24 protein-coding genes are annotated in these 22,161 nt (G+C 60.7%); 14 read left to right on the top strand and 10 right to left on the bottom strand.

The window, feature by feature from the left end; genetic code table 11:
• Positions 1-1,360 (top strand): LTA synthase family protein (locus F6S12_RS03455; RefSeq protein ID WP_315868709.1); only part of this gene is annotated, 1,360 nt, incomplete at its 5' end.
• A gap of 141 nt (positions 1,361-1,501) precedes the next feature.
• On the opposite strand, the gene groL is transcribed toward F6S12_RS03455, so the two are convergent.
• From groL to F6S12_RS03435, 4 genes are all read right to left on the bottom strand, one after another.
• Positions 1,502-3,145, bottom strand: a complete 1,644-nt coding sequence (groL, locus tag F6S12_RS03450; protein ID WP_011063092.1) for a chaperonin GroEL — start codon at positions 3,143-3,145, stop codon at positions 1,502-1,504.
• A 49-nt stretch (positions 3,146-3,194) separates the two neighbouring features.
• Positions 3,195-3,488, bottom strand: a complete 294-nt coding sequence (locus F6S12_RS03445; RefSeq protein WP_011063093.1) for a co-chaperone GroES — start codon at positions 3,486-3,488, stop codon at positions 3,195-3,197.
• 252 nt (positions 3,489-3,740) lie between these two features.
• Positions 3,741-4,217 carry an FxsA family protein gene (locus F6S12_RS03440; RefSeq protein WP_011063094.1) on the bottom strand — a complete coding sequence of 159 codons (477 nt, stop codon included), beginning with the start codon at positions 4,215-4,217 and terminating at the stop codon, positions 3,741-3,743.
• Positions 4,218-4,283: 66 nt separating this feature from the next.
• Positions 4,284-5,015 (bottom strand): HugZ family protein, encoded by a 732-nt coding sequence (locus tag F6S12_RS03435; RefSeq protein ID WP_015636806.1) that lies wholly within the window; start codon positions 5,013-5,015, stop codon positions 4,284-4,286.
• 159 nt (positions 5,016-5,174) lie between these two features.
• Between F6S12_RS03435 and F6S12_RS03430 the strand changes: the two genes are divergently transcribed.
• A complete protein-coding gene (locus F6S12_RS03430; RefSeq protein ID WP_315868708.1) occupies positions 5,175-5,933 on the top strand; it encodes an SDR family oxidoreductase in 759 nt (252 codons plus the stop codon).
• 101 nt (positions 5,934-6,034) lie between these two features.
• Here F6S12_RS03430 and apbC read toward each other — a convergent pair whose 3' ends face one another.
• Positions 6,035-7,129, bottom strand: coding sequence for an iron-sulfur cluster carrier protein ApbC (gene apbC, locus F6S12_RS03425; protein WP_011063097.1), 1,095 nt, complete (start codon positions 7,127-7,129; stop codon positions 6,035-6,037).
• A 162-nt stretch (positions 7,130-7,291) separates the two neighbouring features.
• On the opposite strand from apbC, the gene metG reads away from it, so the two are divergent.
• The 8 genes from metG (at position 7,292) to F6S12_RS03385 (ending at position 14,360) form a co-directional block, all read left to right on the top strand.
• Positions 7,292-9,337, top strand: a complete 2,046-nt coding sequence (gene metG, locus F6S12_RS03420) for a methionine--tRNA ligase (protein WP_015636808.1) — start codon at positions 7,292-7,294, stop codon at positions 9,335-9,337.
• A gap of 130 nt (positions 9,338-9,467) precedes the next feature.
• Positions 9,468-10,049, top strand: coding sequence for an Rnf-Nqr domain containing protein (locus F6S12_RS03415; protein WP_072442943.1), 582 nt, complete (start codon positions 9,468-9,470; stop codon positions 10,047-10,049).
• Complete coding sequence (locus F6S12_RS03410; RefSeq protein WP_262211907.1) at positions 10,046-11,251, top strand: RnfABCDGE type electron transport complex subunit B; 1,206 nt, start codon at positions 10,046-10,048, stop codon at positions 11,249-11,251. Before F6S12_RS03415 ends, F6S12_RS03410 begins: the two co-directional genes overlap by 4 nt.
• Positions 11,238-12,230: an RnfABCDGE type electron transport complex subunit D gene (locus F6S12_RS03405; protein ID WP_077934696.1), complete on the top strand. Its 993-nt coding sequence runs from the start codon at positions 11,238-11,240 to the stop codon at positions 12,228-12,230. The genes F6S12_RS03410 and F6S12_RS03405 overlap by 14 nt, the downstream gene beginning before the upstream one ends.
• Positions 12,227-12,838: an RnfABCDGE type electron transport complex subunit G gene (locus F6S12_RS03400; RefSeq protein WP_315868707.1), complete on the top strand. Its 612-nt coding sequence runs from the start codon at positions 12,227-12,229 to the stop codon at positions 12,836-12,838. Before F6S12_RS03405 ends, F6S12_RS03400 begins: the two co-directional genes overlap by 4 nt.
• Positions 12,831-13,427, top strand: a complete 597-nt coding sequence (locus F6S12_RS03395; RefSeq protein WP_053159923.1) for an Rnf-Nqr domain containing protein — start codon at positions 12,831-12,833, stop codon at positions 13,425-13,427. Before F6S12_RS03400 ends, F6S12_RS03395 begins: the two co-directional genes overlap by 8 nt.
• A 7-nt stretch (positions 13,428-13,434) precedes the next feature.
• A complete protein-coding gene (gene nth / locus F6S12_RS03390) occupies positions 13,435-14,073 on the top strand; it encodes an endonuclease III (RefSeq protein WP_015636814.1) in 639 nt (212 codons plus the stop codon).
• 107 nt (positions 14,074-14,180) lie between these two features.
• Entirely contained in the window at positions 14,181-14,360 is a 180-nt protein-coding gene (locus tag F6S12_RS03385) for a PA3496 family putative envelope integrity protein (RefSeq protein WP_011063105.1), read from the top strand.
• A gap of 147 nt (positions 14,361-14,507) precedes the next feature.
• Here the strand turns inward: F6S12_RS03385 and F6S12_RS03380 are convergent, their stop codons facing one another.
• The 3 genes from F6S12_RS03380 to F6S12_RS03370 all read right to left on the bottom strand — a co-directional run bounded on the left by F6S12_RS03380 (position 14,508) and on the right by F6S12_RS03370 (position 17,779).
• Complete coding sequence (locus tag F6S12_RS03380) at positions 14,508-15,134, bottom strand: response regulator transcription factor (protein ID WP_011063106.1); 627 nt, start codon at positions 15,132-15,134, stop codon at positions 14,508-14,510.
• A gap of 386 nt (positions 15,135-15,520) precedes the next feature.
• Positions 15,521-16,738, bottom strand: a complete 1,218-nt coding sequence (locus F6S12_RS03375) for an argininosuccinate synthase (protein ID WP_161466183.1) — start codon at positions 16,736-16,738, stop codon at positions 15,521-15,523.
• A gap of 126 nt (positions 16,739-16,864) precedes the next feature.
• Positions 16,865-17,779, bottom strand: coding sequence for a flagellar protein MotY (locus F6S12_RS03370; RefSeq protein WP_152686405.1), 915 nt, complete (start codon positions 17,777-17,779; stop codon positions 16,865-16,867).
• Positions 17,780-17,935: 156 nt separating this feature from the next.
• Here F6S12_RS03370 and pyrC point away from each other — a divergent pair, with 156 nt between their 5' ends.
• Together pyrC and rnt are read left to right on the top strand one after the other, a co-directional pair.
• Positions 17,936-18,982, top strand: coding sequence for a dihydroorotase (gene pyrC / locus F6S12_RS03365; protein WP_011063109.1), 1,047 nt, complete (start codon positions 17,936-17,938; stop codon positions 18,980-18,982).
• Positions 18,979-19,650, top strand: coding sequence for a ribonuclease T (gene rnt / locus F6S12_RS03360; protein WP_011063110.1), 672 nt, complete (start codon positions 18,979-18,981; stop codon positions 19,648-19,650). Before pyrC ends, rnt begins: the two co-directional genes overlap by 4 nt.
• Positions 19,651-19,719: 69 nt before the next feature.
• Here the strand turns inward: rnt and F6S12_RS03355 are convergent, their stop codons facing one another.
• A complete protein-coding gene (locus F6S12_RS03355) occupies positions 19,720-20,322 on the bottom strand; it encodes a peroxiredoxin (protein WP_011063111.1) in 603 nt (200 codons plus the stop codon).
• 324 nt (positions 20,323-20,646) lie between these two features.
• Here F6S12_RS03355 and F6S12_RS03350 point away from each other — a divergent pair, with 324 nt between their 5' ends.
• Together F6S12_RS03350 and bfr are read left to right on the top strand one after the other, a co-directional pair.
• The gene (locus F6S12_RS03350; protein WP_011063112.1) at positions 20,647-20,865 is read left to right on the top strand and encodes a bacterioferritin-associated ferredoxin; all 219 of its coding nucleotides are present in this window, start codon (positions 20,647-20,649) and stop codon (positions 20,863-20,865) included.
• A gap of 212 nt (positions 20,866-21,077) precedes the next feature.
• A complete protein-coding gene (gene bfr, locus F6S12_RS03345; protein WP_011063113.1) occupies positions 21,078-21,551 on the top strand; it encodes a bacterioferritin in 474 nt (157 codons plus the stop codon).
• Between the two features lie 175 nt (positions 21,552-21,726).
• On the opposite strand, the gene grxD is transcribed toward bfr, so the two are convergent.
• Positions 21,727-22,065 (bottom strand): Grx4 family monothiol glutaredoxin, encoded by a 339-nt coding sequence (grxD, locus tag F6S12_RS03340; RefSeq protein ID WP_011063114.1) that lies wholly within the window; start codon positions 22,063-22,065, stop codon positions 21,727-21,729.
• Positions 22,066-22,161 lie beyond the last annotated feature (96 nt).

Raw genomic sequence — 22,161 nt, 5'->3', positions numbered from 1 at the left:
GCGCAGCCAGGGCGGCAACGCCTATCAGAACGAACTGGCGAGCAACGGCCCCTATCAGTTCTTTGCCGCCTTTCGTAACAACGAGCTGGACTACCAGCAGTTCTATCGCAGCCTGCCCGCCGATGTGGTGGCCCGCCAGATGCGCGCCGAACTGAATGAACCCAATGCCCGCTTCATCGGCAAGGACCCGCTGGATATCCGGCGCGCGATCGACAACCCGGGGGCCCCACGCACCCCCAACATCGTCCTGGTGACCATAGAGAGCTTCAGCGCCAAATACATGGGCAGCAACGGCGACGACCGCAACCTGACCCCGAACCTGGATGCGTTGCGCGCACAGAGCCTGTACTTCAACAACTTCTACGCCACCGGCACCCGCACCGACCGCGGCCTGGAAGCCATCACTCTGGCGATTCCCCCCACCCCAGGGCGCTCCATCGTCAAGCGCATCGGTCGTGAAAGTGGTTTCGCCAGCCTTGGCCAGCAACTGCGGTCCGTGGGTTACGACAGTGTGTTTGTCTATGGCGGCCGAGGTTACTTCGACAACATGAATGCCTTCTTCAGCGGCAACGGCTACCGCGTGGTGGACCAGAGCAGCGTCGAGGAATCCGAGATCCACTTCAAGAACGCCTGGGGCATGGCCGACGAAGACCTTTACACCCAGACCCTGAAGCTGGCAGACGCCGACTACGCACAGCAGCGGCCCTTCCTGTTGCAACTGATGACCACCTCCAACCATCGCCCTTACACCTATCCCGATGGCCGGATCGACATCAAGTCCGGCAAGGGCCGGGACGGCGCGGTGAAATACACCGACTACGCCATTGGCGAGTTCCTCAAGGCCGCCCGCCAGAAGCCCTGGTTCGACAACACCATTTTCGTGTTTGTCGCCGACCACACCGCAGGCAGCGCGGGCAAGGAAGACCTGCCCATCAGCAACTATCAGATTCCGTTGTTCATCTATGCGCCCAAGCTGATTCCGGCGCGGGAAAATGCACAGTTGGCCAGCCAGATCGACCTGGCGCCAACCCTGCTGGGCCTGTTGAACCTGGACTACGAGTCGACTTTCTTCGGACGCAACCTGCTGCAGGACAACCCTCTGCCTCCCCGGGTGCTGGTGGGCAACTATCAGCACCTGGGCCTGTTCGACGGCCAGGACCTGGCGATTCTCAGCCCGCGCCAGGGGTTGCGCCGGCATGACCAGGCCCTGGGCGCCAGCCAGGAATCCCGGGTACCGGACAGCGATCCGTTGATCCAGCGCGGCATCAGCTACTACCAGAGCGCCAGTTATGGCTTCAAGCAGCAATTGCTGGGCTGGAAGGCGCCCAAGGCAGCGGCGGATGAACTGAGCCAGCGCTGAAGTCGTTCGCGGGCAAGCCCGCTCCTACAGAAGTGGAGCAGGCTTGCCCGCGAAGATCCAGGCGCCCCCCATATCCGGGGCATAAAAAAGCCCCGCCGGCTTTCACCGGCGGGGCTTTTTCAGTACAGGGGTAAGGCTGGCTTACATCATGCCGCCCATGCCACCCATGCCACCCATGTCTGGCATGCCGCCAGCTGCAGGCTTGTCTTCCACGATTTCAGCAACAGCGGCTTCGGTGGTCAGGATCAGACCGCCGATGGACGAAGCTGCTTGCAGCGCGGAACGGGTTACCTTGGTTGGATCCAGGATGCCCATTTCGATCATGTCGCCGTATTCGCTGGTAGCAGCGTTGTAGCCGAAGTTGCCGGCACCCTGCTTGACCTTGTCCACGACAACGCTTGGCTCGTCACCGGAGTTGGCAACGATCTGGCGCAGTGGAGCTTCGATAGCGCGACGCAGTACAGCGATACCCACGTCCTGGTCGGCGTTGTCGCCTTTCAGGTCGTTGATGCCTTGCAGAGCACGGATCAGGGCTACGCCACCGCCAGGTACCACGCCTTCTTCAACGGCTGCACGGGTAGCGTGCAGGGCGTCTTCAACGCGGGCCTTCTTCTCTTTCATTTCAACTTCGGAACCAGCGCCAACCTTGATCACTGCAACGCCGCCGGACAGCTTGGCCAGACGCTCTTGCAGTTTTTCACGGTCGTAGTCGGACGAAGTGTCGGCGACTTGTTGACGGATCTGAGTCACACGAGCCTGGATGTCCGCTTCAACGCCAGCACCGTCGATGATGGTGGTGTTTTCTTTGGACAGGATCACGCGCTTGGCGTTACCCAGGTGCTCCAGGGTGGTGCTTTCCAGGCTCAGGCCGATCTCTTCGGAGATGACGGTACCGCCGGTCAGAACGGCGATGTCCTGCAGCATGGCCTTGCGACGGTCGCCGAAGCCAGGTGCCTTGACGGCAGCGACTTTGACGATGCCACGCATGTTGTTCACAACCAGAGTCGCCAGGGCTTCGCCTTCAACGTCTTCAGCCACGATCAGCAGTGGGCGGCCGGCTTTGGCAACGGCTTCCAGCACTGGCAGCATTTCGCGGATGTTGGAGATCTTCTTGTCCACCAGCAGGATCAGCGGGCCGTCGAGTTCGGCGACCATGGTGTCCGGCTTGTTGATGAAGTAAGGGGACAGGTAGCCGCGGTCGAATTGCATGCCTTCTACGACAGACAGTTCGTTTTCCAGGCCCGAGCCTTCTTCAACGGTGATCACGCCTTCTTTACCGACTTTTTCCATCGCTTCGGCAATGATGTCGCCGATGGAGTTGTCGGAGTTGGCGGAGATGGTGCCGACCTGAGCGATGGCCTTGGAGTCAGCGCATGGCTTGGACAGACCCTTCAGTTCTTTGACGATGGCGATGGTCGCCTTGTCGATACCGCGTTTCAGGTCCATCGGGTTCATGCCGGCAGCGACGGCTTTCAGGCCTTCGTTGACGATCGACTGAGCCAGAACGGTAGCGGTGGTGGTGCCGTCGCCAGCGTCATCGTTGGCACGGGAGGCAACGTCTTTGACCAGCTGCGCGCCCATGTTTTCGAAGCGATCTTTCAGCTCGATTTCTTTGGCAACGGAAACGCCGTCCTTGGTGATGGTCGGAGCGCCGAAGCTCTTCTCGATGATCACGTTACGGCCTTTCGGGCCCAGGGTCGCTTTTACTGCGTCAGCCAGAACGTTGACACCAGTGAGCATTTTCTTGCGGGCGGAATCGCCGAATTTAACTTCTTTAGCAGCCATGATCGATATTCCTTAAATACTGTGTAGTAGCGGGAAAATACGCGGGAAATCAGCCTTCGATAACAGCGAGAATCTCGTTCTCGGCCATTACCAGCAGATCTTCGCCATCGACTTTCACGGTGTTGCTGCCGGAGTACGGGCCAAACACCACTTTGTCACCCACTTTCACGGCCAGCGCACGTACTTCACCGTTGTCCAGCACACGGCCGGTACCTACAGCGACGATTTCGCCACGGTTAGGTTTTTCAGCAGCCGAACCAGGCAGAACGATACCGCCGGCAGTTTTCGATTCTTCTTCGCTGCGACGGATGACGACGCGGTCATGCAGAGGACGAAGCTTCATTGTCGATCTCTCCTAATTGTGGTTTTCAACGGCCGGTGTCGATACCGGCGGGTTAGCAAATCCGGCTTTGCCGGGTGCGGCTCGACAAGCGAGCCGCGGAAGTCTGTCTGGTGTCAGCACCAGAAACCTTGCGGTGACCGTTACATAAGGGCGCATAAGGTTATTACAAGGGCTGGCCGATGAAATTTTTTACATCGCTGGCGCCAAAACGAACACGGCACCCGAAGGTGCCGTGAGACGTGAGCTTCTGACTCAGGAGTCGCGGTGCTCGAATTCGCCTTCGATCACGTTGGGCTCGCGGCCCAGCGGCTGCTGGGGCGCAGGGCCGCCACGGGCGGCACGCATGTCGTCGGCAAAGGCGCGCTGGCGCAGGGCCTGCTCCTCGGCACGCTGGCGCATTTTATTGGCCAGCAGGCGACGGCTGATCGGCAACAGCATCAGCAGGCCGAACACATCGCTGATGAAACCCGGCAGGATCAGCAAACCACCACCCAGGGCCAGCATCAGGCCCTCGAGCATTTGCTGGGCCGGCAGCTCACCGCGATTGAGGCTTTCACGGGCACGCAGTGCCGTGGCCAGACCGGCCACGCGCAACACCAGCACACCGAGCATCGAACCGAGAATGATCAGCAGCAGCGCCGGGAAAAACCCGATGGCCGCGCTGACCTTGACGAAGACGAACAGCTCGAGCACCGGGAAAAGTAAAAAGAGCAACAGAAAAGGGCGCATCAAATGGTTTCCTCTGCGGAAGAATGCCTTCCAGTAGACCGTAAATGACGTCGCCAATTCGTGAATTCAAGCACCCAGGGGCGGATTTTTCGGCCATTGATCAGCTCGGGCCAGGAAAACCAGGGCCTCGCGTACTTGTGTCGGCGTATTGCAAGGCGCCTGGAAGGGCAGCCAATACAACGCCTGGCCGATGCGCAGGTGCATGCCTTCGGTATCGATCCCGGCCATCTGCGCCGGCGCGTTGTCCGGCAACCCGGTCAACTGGACATAGTGGGCAATGGCCTTGGCATGGTCGCTGTTCATGTGTTCCACCATGCTCAGTTCGGCCTTTCCGGCGAAGGGGTTGGCCAGGGTCAGTTGGTCGACCCAGTGGATCGCCCCGAAGCCGCCGATGTAGCGGTGGCGTACCGGCTTGAGCACCCAGAAATCGAAGTCATGGGCCTTGTGGTAGTTCTGCGACTCGGGAAAGTAACGGTAGTAACGCTCGGCTGCGGCTTCGATGGCGGCCTCGTCCTCGAGCTTCTCAGCCTCGGCCAGGTAGGTCAGGCGACCGACTGCCTGCACGTCATCGGCATCGCGCTCACCCACCAGCAGCGAGCACTTGGGATCCTTCTGCAGGTTGTGGGTGTGCTGGGCGATACGGCTGATCAGGATCAGCGGCCGGCCCTCGGCGTCCAGGCAATAGGGCACCACGGACCCGAAGGGAAATCCCGGCATGGCCTTGGAGTGAGTGGACAGCACCCCACGATATTCCTTGAGCAGCAGTTCTCGTGCATTCTTGGCAGCTTCAACGCTCACTTTATGACTCCTTATGTAGAATCCGTCGAAAACGGACGGGCGCCTGGAGCATTGTTCCAGCTACGCCAACAGGGCAATTCTCATCTGCAGCCAGGTCCGGCAGCCGAGCGAGGGTTCCCGAAAAGGACTCCCCTCAAGACCAGCTAGCGGGACATGCGAATGCAACTCACTGACAAAGTAATCATTATCACCGGCGGTTGCCAAGGTCTGGGCCGCTCCATGGCCGAGTATTTCGCAGCCAGGGGCGCGCGCCTGGCGTTGGTCGATCTGAACCAGGAAAAGCTCGACCAGGCTGTCGCGGCGTGCAAGACCCGCTGCGTCGAAGCCCGTGCCTATCTGTGCAACGTCGCCGATGAAGAGCAGGTGAACCACATGGTGGCCCAGGTGGCCGAGGACTTTGGCGCCATCCACGGCCTGATCAACAACGCCGGGATCCTGCGCGACGGCCTGCTGGTCAAGGTCAAGGACGGCCAGATGACCAAGATGAGCCTGGCCCAGTGGCAGGCGGTGATCGACGTCAACCTGACCGGGGTCTTCCTCTGTACCCGGGAAGTGGCGGCGAAGATGATCGAGCTCGGAAACAACGGCGCGATCATCAACATTTCTTCGATCTCCCGCGCCGGCAATATCGGCCAGACCAACTATTCCGCAGCCAAGGCCGGGGTCGCGGCAGCCACGGTCACCTGGGCCAAGGAGCTCGCGCGTTACGGCATCCGCGTAGCGGGCATTGCCCCGGGCTTTATCGAAACCGAGATGACTCTGGGCATGAAACCCGAGGCCCTGGAGAAGATGACTGCCGGTATTCCCCTCAAGCGCATGGGCAAGCCGGAAGAGATCGCCCACTCGGCGGCCTATATCTTCGAGAACGACTACTACACCGGGCGCATCCTGGAAATGGACGGCGGCCTGCGGGTCTGATCCTGCCGTCGCAACGGTAGGAGCCGGCTTGCCGGCGAAAGCGATCTTGAGGACGCCTTCGCCGGCAAGCCGGCTCCTACATGACACACCCGCCTAGGGCTTCAGTCGTCGCTGATGGTGATATTGGGCATCGCCGGAGCGGCCGCTTCTTGCAAGACAATGCGCGCGCCCACATGCCGCGCCAACTCCTGGTAGACCATGGCGATCTGGCTTTCCGGCTCGGCGATCACCGTCGGCTTGCCGCCGTCGGCCTGCTCGCGGATCAGCATCGACAACGGTAGCGAGGCCAGCAGCTCGACGTCGTACTGGCTGGCCAGCTTCTCGCCGCCGCCTTCGCCAAACAGGTGCTCGGCATGGCCACAGTTGGAGCAGATGTGCACCGCCATGTTCTCCACCACACCCAGCACCGGGATATTGACCTTGCGGAACATCTCCACGCCCTTGCGCGCATCCAGCAGAGCCAGGTCCTGGGGCGTGGTGACGATCACCGCACCGGCCACCGGGACTTTCTGCGCCAGGGTCAGCTGGATGTCGCCGGTGCCTGGCGGCATGTCGATCACCAGGTAGTCCAGGTTGCCCCAGTCGGTCTGGGTCACCAGTTGCAGCAAGGCCCCGGAGACCATAGGACCGCGCCAGACCATCGGCGTGTTGTCATCGGTGAGGAAGGCCATGGACATGACCTCCACGCCGTGGGACTCGATCGGCACGAACCACTTCTGGTCCTTGATCTTCGGACGGGTGCCTTCGGCGATGCCGAACATGATGCCCTGGCTCGGACCATAGATATCGGCGTCGAGAATCCCCACCTTGGCGCCTTCGCGGGCCAGGGCCAGGGCCAGGTTGGCCGCGGTGGTGGACTTGCCCACACCGCCCTTGCCGGAAGCCACCGCCACCACGTTCTTGACGTTGGCCAGGCCCGGGATCTGCGCCTGGGCCTTGTGCGCGGCAATGACGCTGCTGATCTCGACCTTGGCCGAGCTCACGCCGTCCAGGCCCTCGATGGCCAGTTGCAGCATCTGCGCCCAGCCACTCTTGAACAGGCCGGCGGCATAACCCAGTTCCATGCGGACCGTGACCCGGTCGCCCTGGACCTCGATGTCCCGCACGCAGCCGGCGCTGACCGGGTCCTGGTTCAGGTAAGGGTCGGTGTATTGACGAAGGACGGCTTCCACCGCTGCGCGATTGACGGCGCTCATGGGCAACTCCGATAACAAGACAGGAAAATCAGCCGGCTATCCTACGCCGCCGACTCCTTCGTGGCGAGAAAGCTTGCTGCGCACAATGTGCCTGGAAGGGTGAAAATTCCGCTCCGGCGCTTTATAGTGGCCGACCTCCGTTTCATCAAGTAGCCGAGCCCCATGTCCGAGCCACGCAAGATCCTCGTCACCAGCGCCCTGCCCTATGCCAATGGTTCCATCCACCTTGGCCACATGCTTGAGTACATCCAGACCGACATGTGGGTGCGCTTCCAGAAGCTACGCGGCAACCAATGCATCTATGTCTGCGCGGACGACGCACACGGCTCGGCCATCATGTTGCGCGCGGAGAAGGAAGGCATCACCCCGGAGCAGTTGATCGCCAACGTGCAGGCTGAACACTGCGCCGACTTTGCCGAGTTCCTGGTGGATTTCGACAACTTCCACTCCACTCACGCTGAAGAAAACCGTGAGCTGTCGAGCCAGATCTACCTCAAGCTGCGGGACGCCGGGCACATCGCCACGCGCTCCATCACCCAGTATTTCGACCCGGAAAAGAAAATGTTCCTGGCCGACCGCTTCATCAAGGGCACCTGCCCGAAATGCGGCACCGAGGACCAGTACGGCGACAACTGCGAAAAATGCGGTGCCACCTATGCCCCGACCGACCTGAAGGATCCTAAGTCGGCGATCTCCGGCGCCACTCCGGTGCTCAAGGACTCCCAGCACTTCTTCTTCAAGCTGCCGGACTTCCAGCAGATGCTGCAGAGCTGGACCCGCAGCGGCACCCTGCAGGACGCCGTGGCCAACAAGATCGCCGAGTGGCTGGACGCCGGCCTGCAGCAGTGGGACATCTCCCGCGATGCACCGTACTTCGGCTTCGAGATCCCGGATGAGCCGGGCAAGTACTTCTATGTGTGGCTGGACGCGCCGATCGGCTACATGGCCAGCTTCAAGAACCTCTGCAGCCGTCGTCCGGAACTGGATTTCGACGCCTTCTGGGGCAAGGACTCCACCGCCGAGCTGTATCACTTCATCGGCAAGGACATCGTCAACTTCCACGCCCTGTTCTGGCCCGCCATGCTCGAAGGCGCCGGCTATCGCAAGCCGACCGGCATCAACGTCCACGGCTACCTGACGGTCAATGGCCAGAAGATGTCCAAGTCCCGTGGCACCTTCATCAAGGCCCGCACCTACCTGGAGCACCTGTCGCCGGAATACCTGCGCTACTACTACGCGTCCAAGCTGGGCCGTGGTGTCGACGACCTGGACCTGAACCTCGAAGACTTCGTGCAGAAGGTCAACTCCGACCTGGTGGGCAAGGTGGTGAACATCGCCAGCCGTTGCGCCGGCTTCATCCACAAGGGCAATGCCGGGGTGATGGTGGACAGCAATGCCGCCCCCGAACTGACCGAGGCTTTCCTGGCCGCGGCGCCAAGCATCGCCGACGCCTATGAAGCCCGTGACTTCGCCCGGGCCATGCGCGAGATCATGGGCCTGGCCGACCGCGCCAACGCCTGGATCGCCGACAAGGCCCCATGGTCGCTGAACAAGCAGGAAGGCAAGCAAGATGAAGTCCAGGCCATCTGCGCCACTGGCATCAACCTGTTCCGCCAGTTGGTGATCTTCCTCAAACCGGTGCTGCCACTGCTGGCTGCCGATGCCGAGGCCTTCCTCAACGTGGCCCCGCTGACCTGGAACGACCACCAGCAACTGCTGGCCAACCATCAGCTCAACGAATTCAAGCCGCTGATGACGCGGATCGACCCGGTAAAAGTGCAAGCCATGACCGATGCCTCCAAGGAAGACCTGGCCGCCAGCCAGACCGACACCGGTGGCCCTAAAGGCAACGGTGAACTAGTGAAGGACCCGCTGTCCGCGGAAATCGACTTCGATGCCTTTGCCGCCATCGACCTGCGTGTCGCCCTGATCGTCAAGGCCGAAGCCGTGGAAGGTGCCGACAAGCTGCTGCGCCTGACCCTGGATATCGGCGACGAACAGCGCAACGTGTTCTCCGGCATCAAGAGCGCCTACCCTGATCCGTCCAAGCTCGATGGCCGCCTGACCATGATGATCGCCAACCTCAAGCCACGGAAAATGAAGTTCGGCATCTCCGAAGGCATGGTGATGGCTGCCGGCCCTGGCGGTGAAGAAATCTACCTGCTGAGCCCGGACAGCGGCGCCAAGCCCGGCCAGCGGATCAAGTAAGGCTGCAGGCTGGACCCCATCCCCCCGTTGCGCCCGGCGCAACGGGGGGATTTGCATATCTGGCTGGCCCTGCGCCGACGCTGGAGTTTGCCTACTCTTGAAGGACAGCCTGCCCGTACCGGCCCCGACCATGACCGACTTCCTCCTCGCCCTTGTCAGCACTGCCCTGATCAACAACTTCGTGTTGCAGTGGCCGCTGGGCGTCGACCCGCTGCTGCAGGCCCCAGCCGATAGCGCTCGGCTTCGGATCCATGCGCTGGGCCTGGCAACGACGGTCTTGATGCTGGTCAGTTGCGTACTCGGCCATGTCCTCTATCGTGGCGTGCTGGTGCCCTGGGGGCTGCAGTCCTTGCAGCTGTTTGCCTGGTTGTCCCTGAGTGTGCTGCTGATCAGACCGGCGCTACACTGGCTGCCCCGGGCCCTGCCCGGTTTGCCATTCGATGGCCTCTGGCCCTTGTTGCTGGCCAATGCCGGGATGCTCGGCCTGCTGTTGATCGCCAGCGGGGAAAACCTCGGGCTGGCGACCCTCGGCGCCATGAGCCTGGGTGCCGGGCTGGGCTTCTGGTTGGTACTGAGCCTGTTCAATGACCTGCGCCAGCGTATTTCCACCAACGATATTCCCCTGCCCTGGCAAGGCCTGCCGATCGACCTGATCAGCGCCGGCCTGCTGGCAGTGGCGTTTTTCGGCTTCAACGGACTGCTCAAGACATGAGTCTGATTCAACGCATCGACGCCCTTCTGCCCCAGACCCAATGCGGCAAGTGCGGCCACGCCGGATGCAAACCCTACGCCCAGGGCATCGCCAGTGGCGAGGCCATCAACAAGTGTCCGCCAGGGGGCCAGGAAACCATCGCCGGCCTGGCACAACTGCTCCAGCTGCCGGTGGTAGAACTGGACCACAGCCGTGGCGAAGCCCCGGCGCAGATCGCCCATATCCGCGAAGCCGAATGCATCGGCTGCACCAAGTGCATCCAGGCCTGCCCGGTGGACGCCATCGTCGGCGCGGCGAAGCTCATGCACAGCGTATTGATCGACGAATGCACCGGCTGCGACCTCTGTGTGGCGCCCTGCCCGGTGGATTGCATCGACATGCTGCCGTTGCCCATGGCCCGAGTGCTGCCCATTGTCGGCGGCCTGGCCAGCAGCCCCGAGCAGTTGCAGGCTCGCGCCGCCAAACGCGATCACGCCCGGCGCCGCTTCGAGCAGCGCAATGATCGCTTGCAGCGCGAAGAGGCCCGACGCCTGGCCGAACGTCAGGCCAGGGCCCAGCGCGCCACCCAGGCCAGCGACGCCAGCCAAGACCCGGTTCAGTCGGCTATCGAGCGGGTCCGCGCGCAGAAAGCCGCGGCGGCCGATGCCGCCTTGAAAAAGGCCAAGATCGAGCTGGCCATGAGTCGCGCCCAATTGCACAAATCCCTCAAGGCCTTCGGTCATCCGCCGACCTTCGAGCAGCAATCGCAGTTGGTCGTCCTGCAGCGCCAGTTCGAAGTGGCGGAGCAGGCACTGGCCCAACTGGAAGCCCAGGCGCCTCCACCGCCCGCGCCGGTGGCCCGGGATGCCGACCTCAAGCGAGCCAAGATCCAGTTGGCGATGCGCCGCGCCGAACTGAAAAAGGCCCAGGCCGCAGCAGCCCCCGAAGCCGAACTGCAAACCCTGGCCGCGGCCCTGGCGGCGGCCGAACAGGCGCTGCACGCCGCGGAAGACGCCAGTGGCAAACCGGCACCAGTACTGGAGCGGATCGAGAAACGCCCGATCGCCCCACAACTGCGACAACTGAAGACCGAACTGGCCTACGCCCGAGCCGAACTGAGCAAACTGCAACGCCAGACCGATACCAGCAGCGAACAACTGGCCCAGGCCCAAGCCCGCCTGAGCGAAGCCGAGCGCCAGGTAAACGCCCATGACGTGCCCTGAAACAGTCGATCCGCGCCTGCGCCAGGCCATGCAGCGCGTGCTGCTGGCCACGCTGCCGGGGCTGCTGGTACTGCTGTGGTTGTATGCCTGGGGGCCGCTGCTGAATCTACTGCTGGCAGCCAGTGGGGCCCTGGCCATGGAAGCCTTGGTGCTGTTCCTGCGGCGGCGTCCCCTGCAACCTGCCCTCGGCGATGGCAGCGCGTTGGTCAGTGCCACCTTGCTGGCCCTGGCCCTGCCACCCTATTGCCCCTGGTGGCTGCCGCTGAGCGCTGCCGCCAGCGCCGTGCTCTTGGGCAAGCAGGTATACGGCGGTGTCGGCCAGAACCCCTTCAACCCGGCCATGCTGGGCTATGCGCTGGCCCTGCTGTGCTTCCCGCAATCCATGACTCACTGGCCCGCGCCCCATGCCCTGGATCTGCTCGGCGGGCTGCAACAGGTATTCGGCCTGGGAGGCAACCCGCCCCCGGACGCCTGGGCCCAGGCCACGGCGCTGGACAGCCTGCGGATCAACAAGAGCCTGACCGTCGATGAACTCTTTGCCGGCAACCCCGCCTTCGGTCACTTCGGCGGCCGTGGCACCGAATGGGTCAACCTTGGATTTCTGGCTGGCGGCCTGTTTCTGCTGCAACAGCGGGTCATCGGCTGGCAGGCGCCCGTGGGCATGCTTGGCAGCCTGCTGCTGATCAGCCTGCTGTGCTGGAACGGCAGCGGCTCCGACTCCCACGGTTCGCCGCTGTTCCACCTGCTCAGCGGCGCCAGCATGCTCGGTGCGTTCTTTATCGTCACCGAGCCGGTGTCCGGCCCCAAGGCCGCCAAGGCCCGCCTGCTGTTTGGCGTTGGCGTTGGCCTGCTCACCTACCTGATCCGCACCTGGGGTGGCTACCCCGACGGGCTCGCATTCGCCGTGCTGCTGATGAACCTGGCGGTACCGGCCCTGGAGCGCCTGAGCTCCGAAAAACCGCTGGAGCGCCCCTCATGAAAGGGGCTAGCAGCCTGTTGCTGCTGATGCTGCTCGGCTCCCTGGGCATCGGTGCCACCCTGTTGCTGCAATATGCCACCACTCCACGCATAGAAGCCGAACAACGGGCCTTGCAGGCACGCAAGCTGTTGGATGTGCTGCCCGCCGGCAGCTATGACAACCAGCCCCTGGACCAGCCATTGCCCTTGGCCGATGGGCAACTGAGCAACAGTCGCCTGCTCGATGGCTACCTGGCCACCCGCAATGGCCAGCCCAGCGCCGTGCTGCTGCGCAGCCAGGTCACAGGCTACGCCGGCCCCATCGAGTTGCTGATTGCTATCGACCCCCAGGGGCGCCTGCTGGGCAGCAAGACCCTCCGGCAGGATGAGACTCCGGGGCTGGGAGCACATATCGCCAGCTGGCCCAATGCCTGGCTCCAGGGGTTTTCAGGAAAATCCCGCAATGATCCGGGCGACAGCGGCTGGGCCTTGAAAAAGGACAACGGGCAGTTCGATCAGATTGCCGGCGCCACCATCACTTCCCGTGCGGTGATCAGTGCCTTGCATGATGCCTTGCGCTACTTCGACGAACACCGCGGACAACTGCTCCCTGGAACGCCTCATGAATAAGCCGCTGTCATTGCCGGGGCTGCTGATGCTGCCACCCCTGATCGGGGCTACGGACTCCTGGGTCAAGGCAATCGGCCTGGCCCTGGCCTGGGTATTGCTGATCGGCCTCTACGGCGCCGGCATGCGCTTGCTGCGTCCGCCGATCGAGGCCCGCCACCACTGGCTGGCCAGCCTGCTGCTCAGCGCCAGCCTCGGCAGTTGCCTGTGGCTGGCGCTGCAGGCCTGGAGTTATGAGCTGCACCAGCAATTGAGCCTGTACCTGGGCCTGCTGCCCCTGCAATGCGTGGTACTGGAACAGGCGGGTTTCTTCCAGCACCGCAACCGACTGCGCCTGGCCGGCGCTTTCTGTGTGGCCCTGATCGGCCTGGGTGCCCTGCGCGAGCTGCTGGGCGCTGGTACGCTGGGCAGCCATCTGGGCTGGCTTGTCGGCCAGCCGGATGCAGGCAGCGGCTGGGTCGTGCTGCCACATGGGGGGCTACGCCTGCTGACCCTCGCCCCCGGCGGTTTTATCCTGCTGGGTGCGCTGCTGGCCGCAAAACGGGCCTGGGCCGGCCCCTGGACCTTAAACCGACCGCCTTCGAGGAAATGAATCACCCATGAATGCCGCCAAACGCCTGGAAATCTTTCGCCGGCTACACGAAGACAACCCCGAACCGAAAACCGAGCTGGCCTATTCCTCGCCGTTCGAGCTGCTGATTGCGGTGATTCTCTCGGCGCAATCGACCGACGTCGGAGTCAACAAGGCGACTGCCAGGCTCTTCCCCGTAGCCAATACCCCAGCGGCAATCTACGCCCTGGGTGTCGAAGGCCTGTCCGAATACATCAAGACCATCGGCCTGTACAACAGCAAGGCCAAGAACGTCATCGAGACCTGCCGCCTGCTGGTGGAACGCCATAACAGCGAAGTGCCACAGACCCGGGAAGAGCTGGAGGCTCTGCCCGGGGTGGGCCGCAAGACCGCCAACGTGGTCCTCAACACCGCTTTCCGGCAACTGACCATGGCGGTGGACACCCATATCTTCCGGGTCAGCAACCGAACCGGGCTGGCCCCGGGAAAGAACGTGGTCGAAGTCGAAAAGAAACTCATGAAGTTCGTGCCCAAGGAGTTTCTGCTGGACTCCCATCACTGGCTGATCCTCCACGGCCGCTACGTTTGCCTGGCACGCAAGCCACGCTGTGGCAGCTGTCGAATCGAAGACCTGTGCGAATACAAGCAAAAGACTTCCGACGATTGAGCAAGCATTGATTTTGCCGATAGATCGATTGAAAAAATCTTTTTTACCCGCCAGGAGAATATCGATATAAGGAGCGCCAATGGCAGTCCTAGCCTGGAGTCGACCTTATGAGTACTGGCAAAGAACAACTGGACGTAGAAGACGATTTCGTCGCAGCTGAAACAGATGACGCAGAACCGGTGGTCGAAGTGGCGAAAACCAATCTGAGCAAGCGCCGGACCATCGACAATCTCCTCGAGGAACGGCGCCTGCAAAAACAGTTGGCCGATTACGACTTTGACCTCTAGTCACAAAAGAACCTCCCCATGGAGGTTTTTTTGTACCTGTGCCCAGCCGCAAATCTGGCCGGTCAGCCTCCCCGACTGACCGGCTGCGTCGGCACTCAAGCGAGCCCATCCAGCAACACCGTCTCAATGCGCACGTGCTCTAAAGGCTCATATCAACCGATGCCGTTGAGCGAACTCGATCAGATCAACCAGTGAACGAGCATTGAGCTTGGCCAGCAACCGGCGCTTGTAGGTACTGATGGTCTTGTTGCTCAAGCACAACCCCTCGGCAATTTCCTTGTTACTCATGCCGTTGGTGAGTTGTTTCAATACGATCAATTCGCGCCCTGAAAGCAGCTCGATCATCTGCTGCTCACTGCTGATGCCCTGGCTTGAGCGAAAGGTGTGCAAGGCCTCGTTGGGGAAGTAGCTGTATCCCGCAAGCACCGCACGCACGGCACTCAACAGCTCGGTGATGTCCTGCTGCTTGCACACATAACCGGCAGCACCGGCCTGCATGCAGCGCATGGAGAAAGGCCCCGGAACTTGCAGGGTCAATACCAGAATCTTGATCGACATACCTCTGGACATCAGCCGGTTTATAACTTCGAGCCCATCAAGTTGCGGAATTCCAATATCCAGAATCAAGATGTCTGGAACATATTCAAGAGCCAACTTCAATGCATCCGTGCCGTTATCTGCTTCCGCTACTACTTCAAGGCCATGGCGCTCCATCAACATACGCACAGCCAAACGGACAACAGGGTGATCATCCACGATCAATACTCTTTTCATAGGTCCATCTCAGTCCTGAGAGTTTTTTTAGAGCCCGCACAATACCCCAGAGAATTGACTCTGACACCGTGCTACAGAGGGCTACGACCTTACGAGGACGATCCTTACAAACAATACCGAATTGCCTTACAAAACGACCTAGATAAAAGTGGTTCAATATCCAAACCGCCTAGGATCAATCGTCAAATCAGCTACTTTTCGTACTAATAAAACTCCAACCTACAAGCACTCTCAGTAGCGGTACTTGGTACTTCGCCCATCAAGAAGTGGCTCACCTTACCCAACAGACACTTGCTGATCTGAATTAGGCCCCGACGCTCACTGCAATTATCCAGGGCAAAAAAAAGCCCCGCTTATCGCGGGGCTTTCTTCAACCACTCAAAGCATCAGACCAGGGTCCGACCCTTGTTCGCGGCAATGCGCATGCGCAGGGCGTTGAGCTTGATGAAGCCAGCTGCGTCCGCCTGGTTGTAGGCACCGCCGTCCTCTTCGAAGGTAGCGATGTTGGCGTCGAACAGCGATTCGTCAGACTTGCGACCGGTCACGATCACGTTGCCCTTGTACAGCTTCAGGCGTACCACGCCATTCACGTGGGCCTGGGAGACGTCGATCATCTGTTGCAGCATCAGACGCTCAGGGCTCCACCAGTAGCCGGTGTAGATCAGGCTGGCGTACTTGGGCATAAGCTCGTCTTTGAGGTGAGCCACTTCGCGGTCCAGGGTGATGGACTCGATAGCGCGGTGAGCACGCAGCATGATGGTGCCGCCAGGTGTCTCGTAGCAGCCGCGGGACTTCATGCCCACGTAACGGTTCTCGACGATGTCCAGACGACCGATACCGTGTTCGCCACCGATGCGGTTCAGGGTCGCCAGCACGGTGGCCGGGGTCATCTCGACGCCGTCCAGTGCCACGATATCGCCGTTGCGGTAGGTCAGTTCCAGGTATTGCGGGGTATCTGGGGCCTTCTCCGGGGAGACAGTCCAGCGCCACATGTCTTCTTCGTGCTCGGTCCAGGTGTCTTCCAGAACGCCGCCTTCATAGGAGATATGCAGCAGGTTGGCGTCCATCGAGTACGGGGATTTCTTCTTGCCGTGACGCTCGATCGGGATCCCGTGCTTCTCGGCGTAGTCCATCAGCTTCTCGCGGGACAGCAGGTCCCACTCGCGCCAAGGGGCAATCACCTTCACACCCGGCTTGAGGGCGTAGGCGCCCAGTTCGAAACGCACCTGATCGTTGCCCTTGCCGGTGGCGCCATGGGAAATGGCGTCGGCGCCGGTTTCGTTGGCGATTTCGATCAGGCGCTTGGCGATCAACGGACGAGCGATGGAAGTACCCAGCAGGTACTCGCCTTCGTAGACGGTGTTGGCGCGGAACATCGGGAAAACGAAATCACGCACGAACTCTTCGCGCAGATCGTCGATGTAGATCTCTTTGACGCCCATGGCTTGCGCCTTGGCGCGGGCCGGCTCGACCTCTTCGCCTTGGCCCAGGTCAGCAGTGAAAGTCACTACTTCACAGTTGTAAGTATCCTGCAGCCACTTGAGGATCACCGAAGTGTCCAGGCCGCCCGAATACGCCAGAACGACCTTGTTAACGTCCGCCATGCCATCACTCCACGGGGTTGTACGGAAAGCCGCCAAGTCTACCGATCCACGCGGATAATTTACAGAGGCGCGACAGCTTATGACGACCAAGCGACAGATTATGTCGAGTGAGCGACGACAGCCGTATCAGGAAGTCGCCGCTGCGCTGGATCCGGAAGCCGCCTGAGGCGCTGGGGCCGGCTTTTCGGCAGGAGCGACCCGCTCCAGATGCACATTGACCCGCCGGTTCTTCGCCCGGTTGGCCGCATTGGTGTTGGGGGCCAGGGGATAGCGCTCGCCATGGAAGCGCACCACGATCTGGTTTTCCGCCAGGCCATTGGCCTTGAAGAACTCCATGACCGCCAGCGCACGACGGCGCGACAGGTCACGGTTGGTCAGGCGGTTGCCACTGTTATCAGAGTGCCCGTCCAATTCGACATGATTGACCGAGGGGTCGGCCTTGATGAAGTCCACCATCACTTGCAGCTTGGCCTTGGCCCGGGCGTCCAGGTCGATGCCACCCCCGGGGAAACCGATCTCGGCCTGCTTGACCTGTTCATAGTTCATCGGCAACAGCTTGGCCATGCAGCTTTGATAGTCGCCGTAGGCCTTGCTGAACTTCACCGGCAACAGGCGTACCTCGGACACTCCGCCTTCGCGGGAGAAGTGCCGGACCACCGGGCTGCGCCCCTCCAGCAAACCGACGATCAGACGTCCGGCCTGCATCTGGTTGCTGTTGAACAGCACCCCATCGGTACCGGCCTTGACCGCCCCGAGGTTGATGTCGCCACGCCCCGGCTGCCAGGGGGCGGCGGCCGCAAGCAGGGTCGCGGAACCACCGGCCTGCATGGGGTTGAAACTCTTGAGGCGGAAAATCGCCTGCTCGCCGGCGCGACGAACGAATTCGCCGGAACCGAAATCGGTAACCGGTTGGATCAGGCGGCACTCGAACTTGTCACCTTCGACCGTCCACTCAATGCTCTCCAGGCGAGTCTGGAAAGTGAGAGCCATCGCAGGCAGGCTGGCAAACACACTGAGCAAGGCTAGATAACGCTGGCGCACGGGAGGCTCCACTGACGTGTACAACAGAAAAATCGACAGGCGTTAATACGCCATACCTTCGGGATATCGGTTGCTCGTCGCAAAACTTGATAGCGAGTGCCTGGAAGAGTCTTTTCCGGTAGCATTCCCCCGAGTTTTACCCGCCTGGAACCTCCAATGTCCGACCGCCTGACCCTGCTGCGTCCCGACGACTGGCATATTCATCTTCGCGATGGGGCCGTGTTGCCCAATACAGTCGCAGATGTCGCGCGCACCTTTGGCCGCGCCATCATCATGCCCAACCTGGTACCTCCGGTGCGCAACGCCGCGGAAGCCGACGCCTATCGCCAGCGCATTCTAGCTGCGCGCCCGGCCGGCAGCCGCTTCGAGCCACTGATGGTGCTCTACCTGACCGACCGTACCCAGCCGGAGGAAATCCGCGCGGCCAAGGCCTGCGGTTTCGTCCACGCCGCCAAGCTGTACCCGGCCGGCGCGACCACCAACTCGGATTCGGGCGTGACCAGCATCGACAAGATTTTCCCGGTGCTTGAAGCCATGGCCGAAGTCGGTCTGCCGCTGTTGATCCACGGCGAGGTAACCCGCGGCGACGTCGACGTCTTCGACCGCGAGAAGATCTTCATCGACGAGCACATGCGGCGTGTGGTTGAACGCTTCCCCAGCCTGAAAGTGGTGTTCGAACACATCACCACCGCTGAAGCCGTGCAGTTCGTCAAGGAGGCTTCGGCTAACGTCGGCGCCACCATCACTGCGCATCACCTGCTGTACAACCGCAATCACATGCTGGTGGGCGGTATTCGTCCGCACTTCTATTGCCTGCCGATCCTCAAGCGCAACACCCACCAGGAAGCCCTGCTGGATGCGGCCACCAGCGGCAACGCGAAGTTCTTCCTCGGCACCGACTCGGCACCTCACGCCCAGCACGCCAAGGAAGCCGCTTGCGGTTGCGCCGGCTGCTATAGCGCCTACGCCGCCATCGAGCTGTACGCCGAAGCGTTCGAACAACGCAACGCCCTGGATCAGCTGGAAGCTTTCGCCAGCCTCAACGGCCCGCGCTTCTACGGCCTGCCGGCCAACACCGACAGCATCACCCTGGTCCGTGAAGAATGGACCGCTCCTGCCAGCCTGCCGTTTGGCGAGCTGACTGTCATTCCGCTGCGCGCCGGTGAAAAACTGCGCTGGCGCCTGCTGGAGGATCACTCGTGAGTGACGACCATTTCGACGACGAACAAGAAGGTAGCAGCGGCGGTCCTCGCCATCCGATGGCGGCACGCTTTCGCGGTTACCTGCCGGTAGTCGTCGATGTTGAAACCGGTGGCTTCAACTCGGCAACCGACGCCCTGCTGGAAATTGCCGCAACCACCATCGGCATGGACGAAAAAGGCTTCGTGTTCCCCGAACACACCTACTTCTTCCGGGTCGAGCCTTTCGAAGGCGCGAACATCGAAGCTGCAGCCCTGGAATTCACCGGGATCAAGCTTGATCATCCCCTGCGCATGGCTGTGAGCGAAGAAACCGCCCTCACCGATATTTTCCGCGGGGTGCGCAAGGCGCTGAAGGCCAATGGCTGCAAGCGCGCCATCCTGGTAGGCCACAACAGCAGCTTCGACCTGGGCTTCCTGAATGCCGCCGTGGCGCGCCTGGACATGAAGCGCAATCCGTTCCACCCGTTCTCCAGCTTCGATACCGCCACTCTGGCTGGCCTGGCATACGGCCAGACCGTGCTGGCCAAGGCCTGTCAGAGCGCAGACATCGACTTCGACGGTCGCGAGGCCCACTCGGCTCGCTACGACACCGAGAAGACCGCCGAGCTGTTCTGCGGCATCGTCAACCGCTGGAAACAGATGGGCGGCTGGCAGGATTTCGACGACTGAATAGTCGCTTTCCTTTGCCCCATAAAAAAACCGGCCCTAAGGCCGGTTTTTTATGCGTAACGCCAAGCCTTACAGCTTGCCGGCGTTCTCGCTCAGGTAAGCAGCAACGCCTTCTGGCGAAGCGGTCATGCCCTTGTCGCCTTTCTTCCAGTTGGCAGGGCAGACTTCGCCGTGCTCTTCGTGGAACTGCAGAGCGTCGACCAGACGGATCAGCTCTTCCATGTTGCGGCCCAGTGGCAGGTCGTTGACGATCTGCGAGCGGACAACGCCTTTGTCGTCGATCAGGAACGCGCCACGGAAAGCCACGCCGCCTTCGGACTCAACGTCGTAGGCCTTGGCGATTTCGTGCTTCATGTCAGCAGCCATGATGTATTGAACCTGACCGATGCCGCCGGCATTGATCGGGGTGTTACGCCAGGCGTTGTGAGTGAAGTGCGAGTCGATGGACACAGCGATCACTTCAACGTTGCGTGCCTTGAAGTCAGCCATGCGGTGGTCCAGAGCGATCAGCTCGGACGGGCACACGAAGGTGAAGTCCAGTGGGTAGAAGAACACCAGGCCGTATTTGCCTTTGATGGCCGAGGACAGGGTGAAGCTGTCGACGATTTCGCCATTGCCGAGAACGGCCGGAACGGTGAAGTCAGGGGCTTGTTTGCCTACGAGTACGCTCATTGGATATCTCCTGGTGTGGACGTAGTAATGAAGAAGAAGGGTTGGCCCCGAGCCTGCCATGCTGATGCGACAGCCCCGTGACGTGCGCCCTCTTCGCAAGGACCGACCATCATACACGGCGTTTTTAAGCTGTCCTTAGTGGTTTTTCCTCTGGCCGGCCTCCAACGCGAAAAATGCGAATGATCTGTCATTAATGCCAAGAAAAGCCGTTCGTCACTCAAGCAAGAATCAGCAACAAAGGGCGTCGAAACCACTTTGACAATCATTCTCGTTAACATTAAGATCCATCGCAATTGAGCCCTAACCAGCGACGGTTCTCATCTTATGTATGTCTGCCTCTGCACCGGTGTCACCGACGGACAAATTCGCGAAGCGATCTACGAAGGTTGCTGCAGCTACCGCGAAGTACGCCAGGCCACCGGCGTTGCCAGCCAGTGCGGCAAATGTGCCTGCCTGGCCAAGCAAGTGGTTCGCGAAACCCTGACCGAATTGCAGAGCAGCCAAGCGGCAATCCCCTACCCTGTGGAATTTAATGTCGCCTGATTTAATCAATAATTAGCGGCGTTACAAACAACCGGACCTGGCGTCCGGTTTTTTTATGCCTGTAATTCAATCGCTTAGAGACAAAACGCGGAACACAAACATTCTTATTCCGATTAATTTTCATATATTATTCAATAACTTAGGTTTGACAGTAATGTTCATGCAGCTCAGACTCTGCCCATGTTCCACTAAATACAGGGCAGGACCCCATCATGAAAGGCGACATTACAGTCATCCAGCATCTCAATAAAATCCTTGCCAATGAACTGGTCGCGATCAATCAGTACTTCCTGCATGCGCGCATGTATGAAGATTGGGGCCTGAACAAGCTGGGCAAGCACGAGTACCACGAGTCCATCGACGAGATGAAGCATGCGGACAAGCTGATCAAGCGCATCCTCTTCCTCGAAGGCCTGCCCAACGTCCAGGACCTGGGCAAGTTGCATATAGGTGAGCACACCAAGGAAATGCTCGAATGCGACCTGCGTATCGAGCGCACCGGCCATGCCGACCTCAAGGCCGCGATCGCCCATTGCGAATCGGTTGGTGACTTCGGCAGCCGTGAACTGCTGGAAGATATTCTGGAATCCGAAGAAGAGCATATCGACTGGCTGGAAACCCAATTGGGCCTGATCGATAAAGTGGGTATCGAGAACTATCTGCAATCGCAAATGGGTGACGAGTAACTCAACTCGTAATACCCGAAGAATAAAAAAGCCCCGCTTCTCTTATGAGAGCGGGGCTTTTTTATTACGCGGATATGTTCGCGTAACAAACCGAAGCAGAGTGCTTGCCGCAAGTTTCCGAGAATCACACGAGTAGCATGTCGATTCCCGGAAACCCTCGCGAGCAGGCGCGCTTTTACGCTTCGGTCTTGGCAGCGGCTTTTTCGGCAGCGGCCTTGATCAGGCTCTGCAATTCACCGTTGGCGAACATTTCAGCCATGATGTCGCTGCCGCCGACCAGCTCACCGGCCACCCACAGTTGTGGGAAGGTTGGCCAATTGGCGTACTTGGGCAGGTTGGCGCGAATTTCCGGGTTCTGCAGGATGTCCACGTAAGCGAACTTCTCACCACAGCCCATTACGGCCTGAGCGGCTTTGGCAGAGAAGCCGCACTGCGGGGCATTCGGCGAGCCTTTCATGTAAAGCAGAATGGTGTTGTTGGCAATCTGCTCTTTAATAGTTTCGATGATATCCATGGAACACCTCGGCTGAACTTTCCGACTCTGTTGTCGGCACGGTGGCGCATTGTAACGGAATCCTGAGCACCCTGCTCGGCCTCTCCGACAGACATC

Origin of the sequence: Pseudomonas sp. JV245A, assembly GCF_032424515.1 — a bacterium.
Classification (GTDB): domain Bacteria; phylum Pseudomonadota; class Gammaproteobacteria; order Pseudomonadales; family Pseudomonadaceae; genus Aquipseudomonas; species Aquipseudomonas protegens.
Note: the sequence above shows the minus strand (reverse complement) of the source record. Positions and strands in the feature narration are given on the sequence as shown.

Coding starts and splice junctions, on each gene's coding strand:
- F6S12_RS03445 (WP_011063093.1), bottom strand. CDS start 3,488: ATGAAGCTTCGTCCTCTGCATGACCGCGTCGTCATCCGTCGCAGCGAA.
- F6S12_RS03395 (WP_053159923.1), top strand. CDS start 12,831: ATGAATAAGCCGCTGTCATTGCCGGGGCTGCTGATGCTGCCACCCCTG.
- pyrC (WP_011063109.1), top strand. CDS start 17,936: ATGTCCGACCGCCTGACCCTGCTGCGTCCCGACGACTGGCATATTCAT.
- F6S12_RS03410 (WP_262211907.1), top strand. CDS start 10,046: ATGAGTCTGATTCAACGCATCGACGCCCTTCTGCCCCAGACCCAATGC.
- F6S12_RS03400 (WP_315868707.1), top strand. CDS start 12,227: ATGAAAGGGGCTAGCAGCCTGTTGCTGCTGATGCTGCTCGGCTCCCTG.
- bfr (WP_011063113.1), top strand. CDS start 21,078: ATGAAAGGCGACATTACAGTCATCCAGCATCTCAATAAAATCCTTGCC.
- F6S12_RS03440 (WP_011063094.1), bottom strand. CDS start 4,217: ATGCGCCCTTTTCTGTTGCTCTTTTTACTTTTCCCGGTGCTCGAGCTG.
- F6S12_RS03430 (WP_315868708.1), top strand. CDS start 5,175: ATGCAACTCACTGACAAAGTAATCATTATCACCGGCGGTTGCCAAGGT.
- F6S12_RS03405 (WP_077934696.1), top strand. CDS start 11,238: ATGACGTGCCCTGAAACAGTCGATCCGCGCCTGCGCCAGGCCATGCAG.
- grxD (WP_011063114.1), bottom strand. CDS start 22,065: ATGGATATCATCGAAACTATTAAAGAGCAGATTGCCAACAACACCATT.
- apbC (WP_011063097.1), bottom strand. CDS start 7,129: ATGAGCGCCGTCAATCGCGCAGCGGTGGAAGCCGTCCTTCGTCAATAC.
- nth (WP_015636814.1), top strand. CDS start 13,435: ATGAATGCCGCCAAACGCCTGGAAATCTTTCGCCGGCTACACGAAGAC.
- F6S12_RS03385 (WP_011063105.1), top strand. CDS start 14,181: ATGAGTACTGGCAAAGAACAACTGGACGTAGAAGACGATTTCGTCGCA.
- F6S12_RS03415 (WP_072442943.1), top strand. CDS start 9,468: ATGACCGACTTCCTCCTCGCCCTTGTCAGCACTGCCCTGATCAACAAC.
- F6S12_RS03375 (WP_161466183.1), bottom strand. CDS start 16,738: ATGGCGGACGTTAACAAGGTCGTTCTGGCGTATTCGGGCGGCCTGGAC.
- F6S12_RS03350 (WP_011063112.1), top strand. CDS start 20,647: ATGTATGTCTGCCTCTGCACCGGTGTCACCGACGGACAAATTCGCGAA.
- F6S12_RS03380 (WP_011063106.1), bottom strand. CDS start 15,134: ATGAAAAGAGTATTGATCGTGGATGATCACCCTGTTGTCCGTTTGGCT.
- groL (WP_011063092.1), bottom strand. CDS start 3,145: ATGGCTGCTAAAGAAGTTAAATTCGGCGATTCCGCCCGCAAGAAAATG.
- metG (WP_015636808.1), top strand. CDS start 7,292: ATGTCCGAGCCACGCAAGATCCTCGTCACCAGCGCCCTGCCCTATGCC.
- F6S12_RS03355 (WP_011063111.1), bottom strand. CDS start 20,322: ATGAGCGTACTCGTAGGCAAACAAGCCCCTGACTTCACCGTTCCGGCC.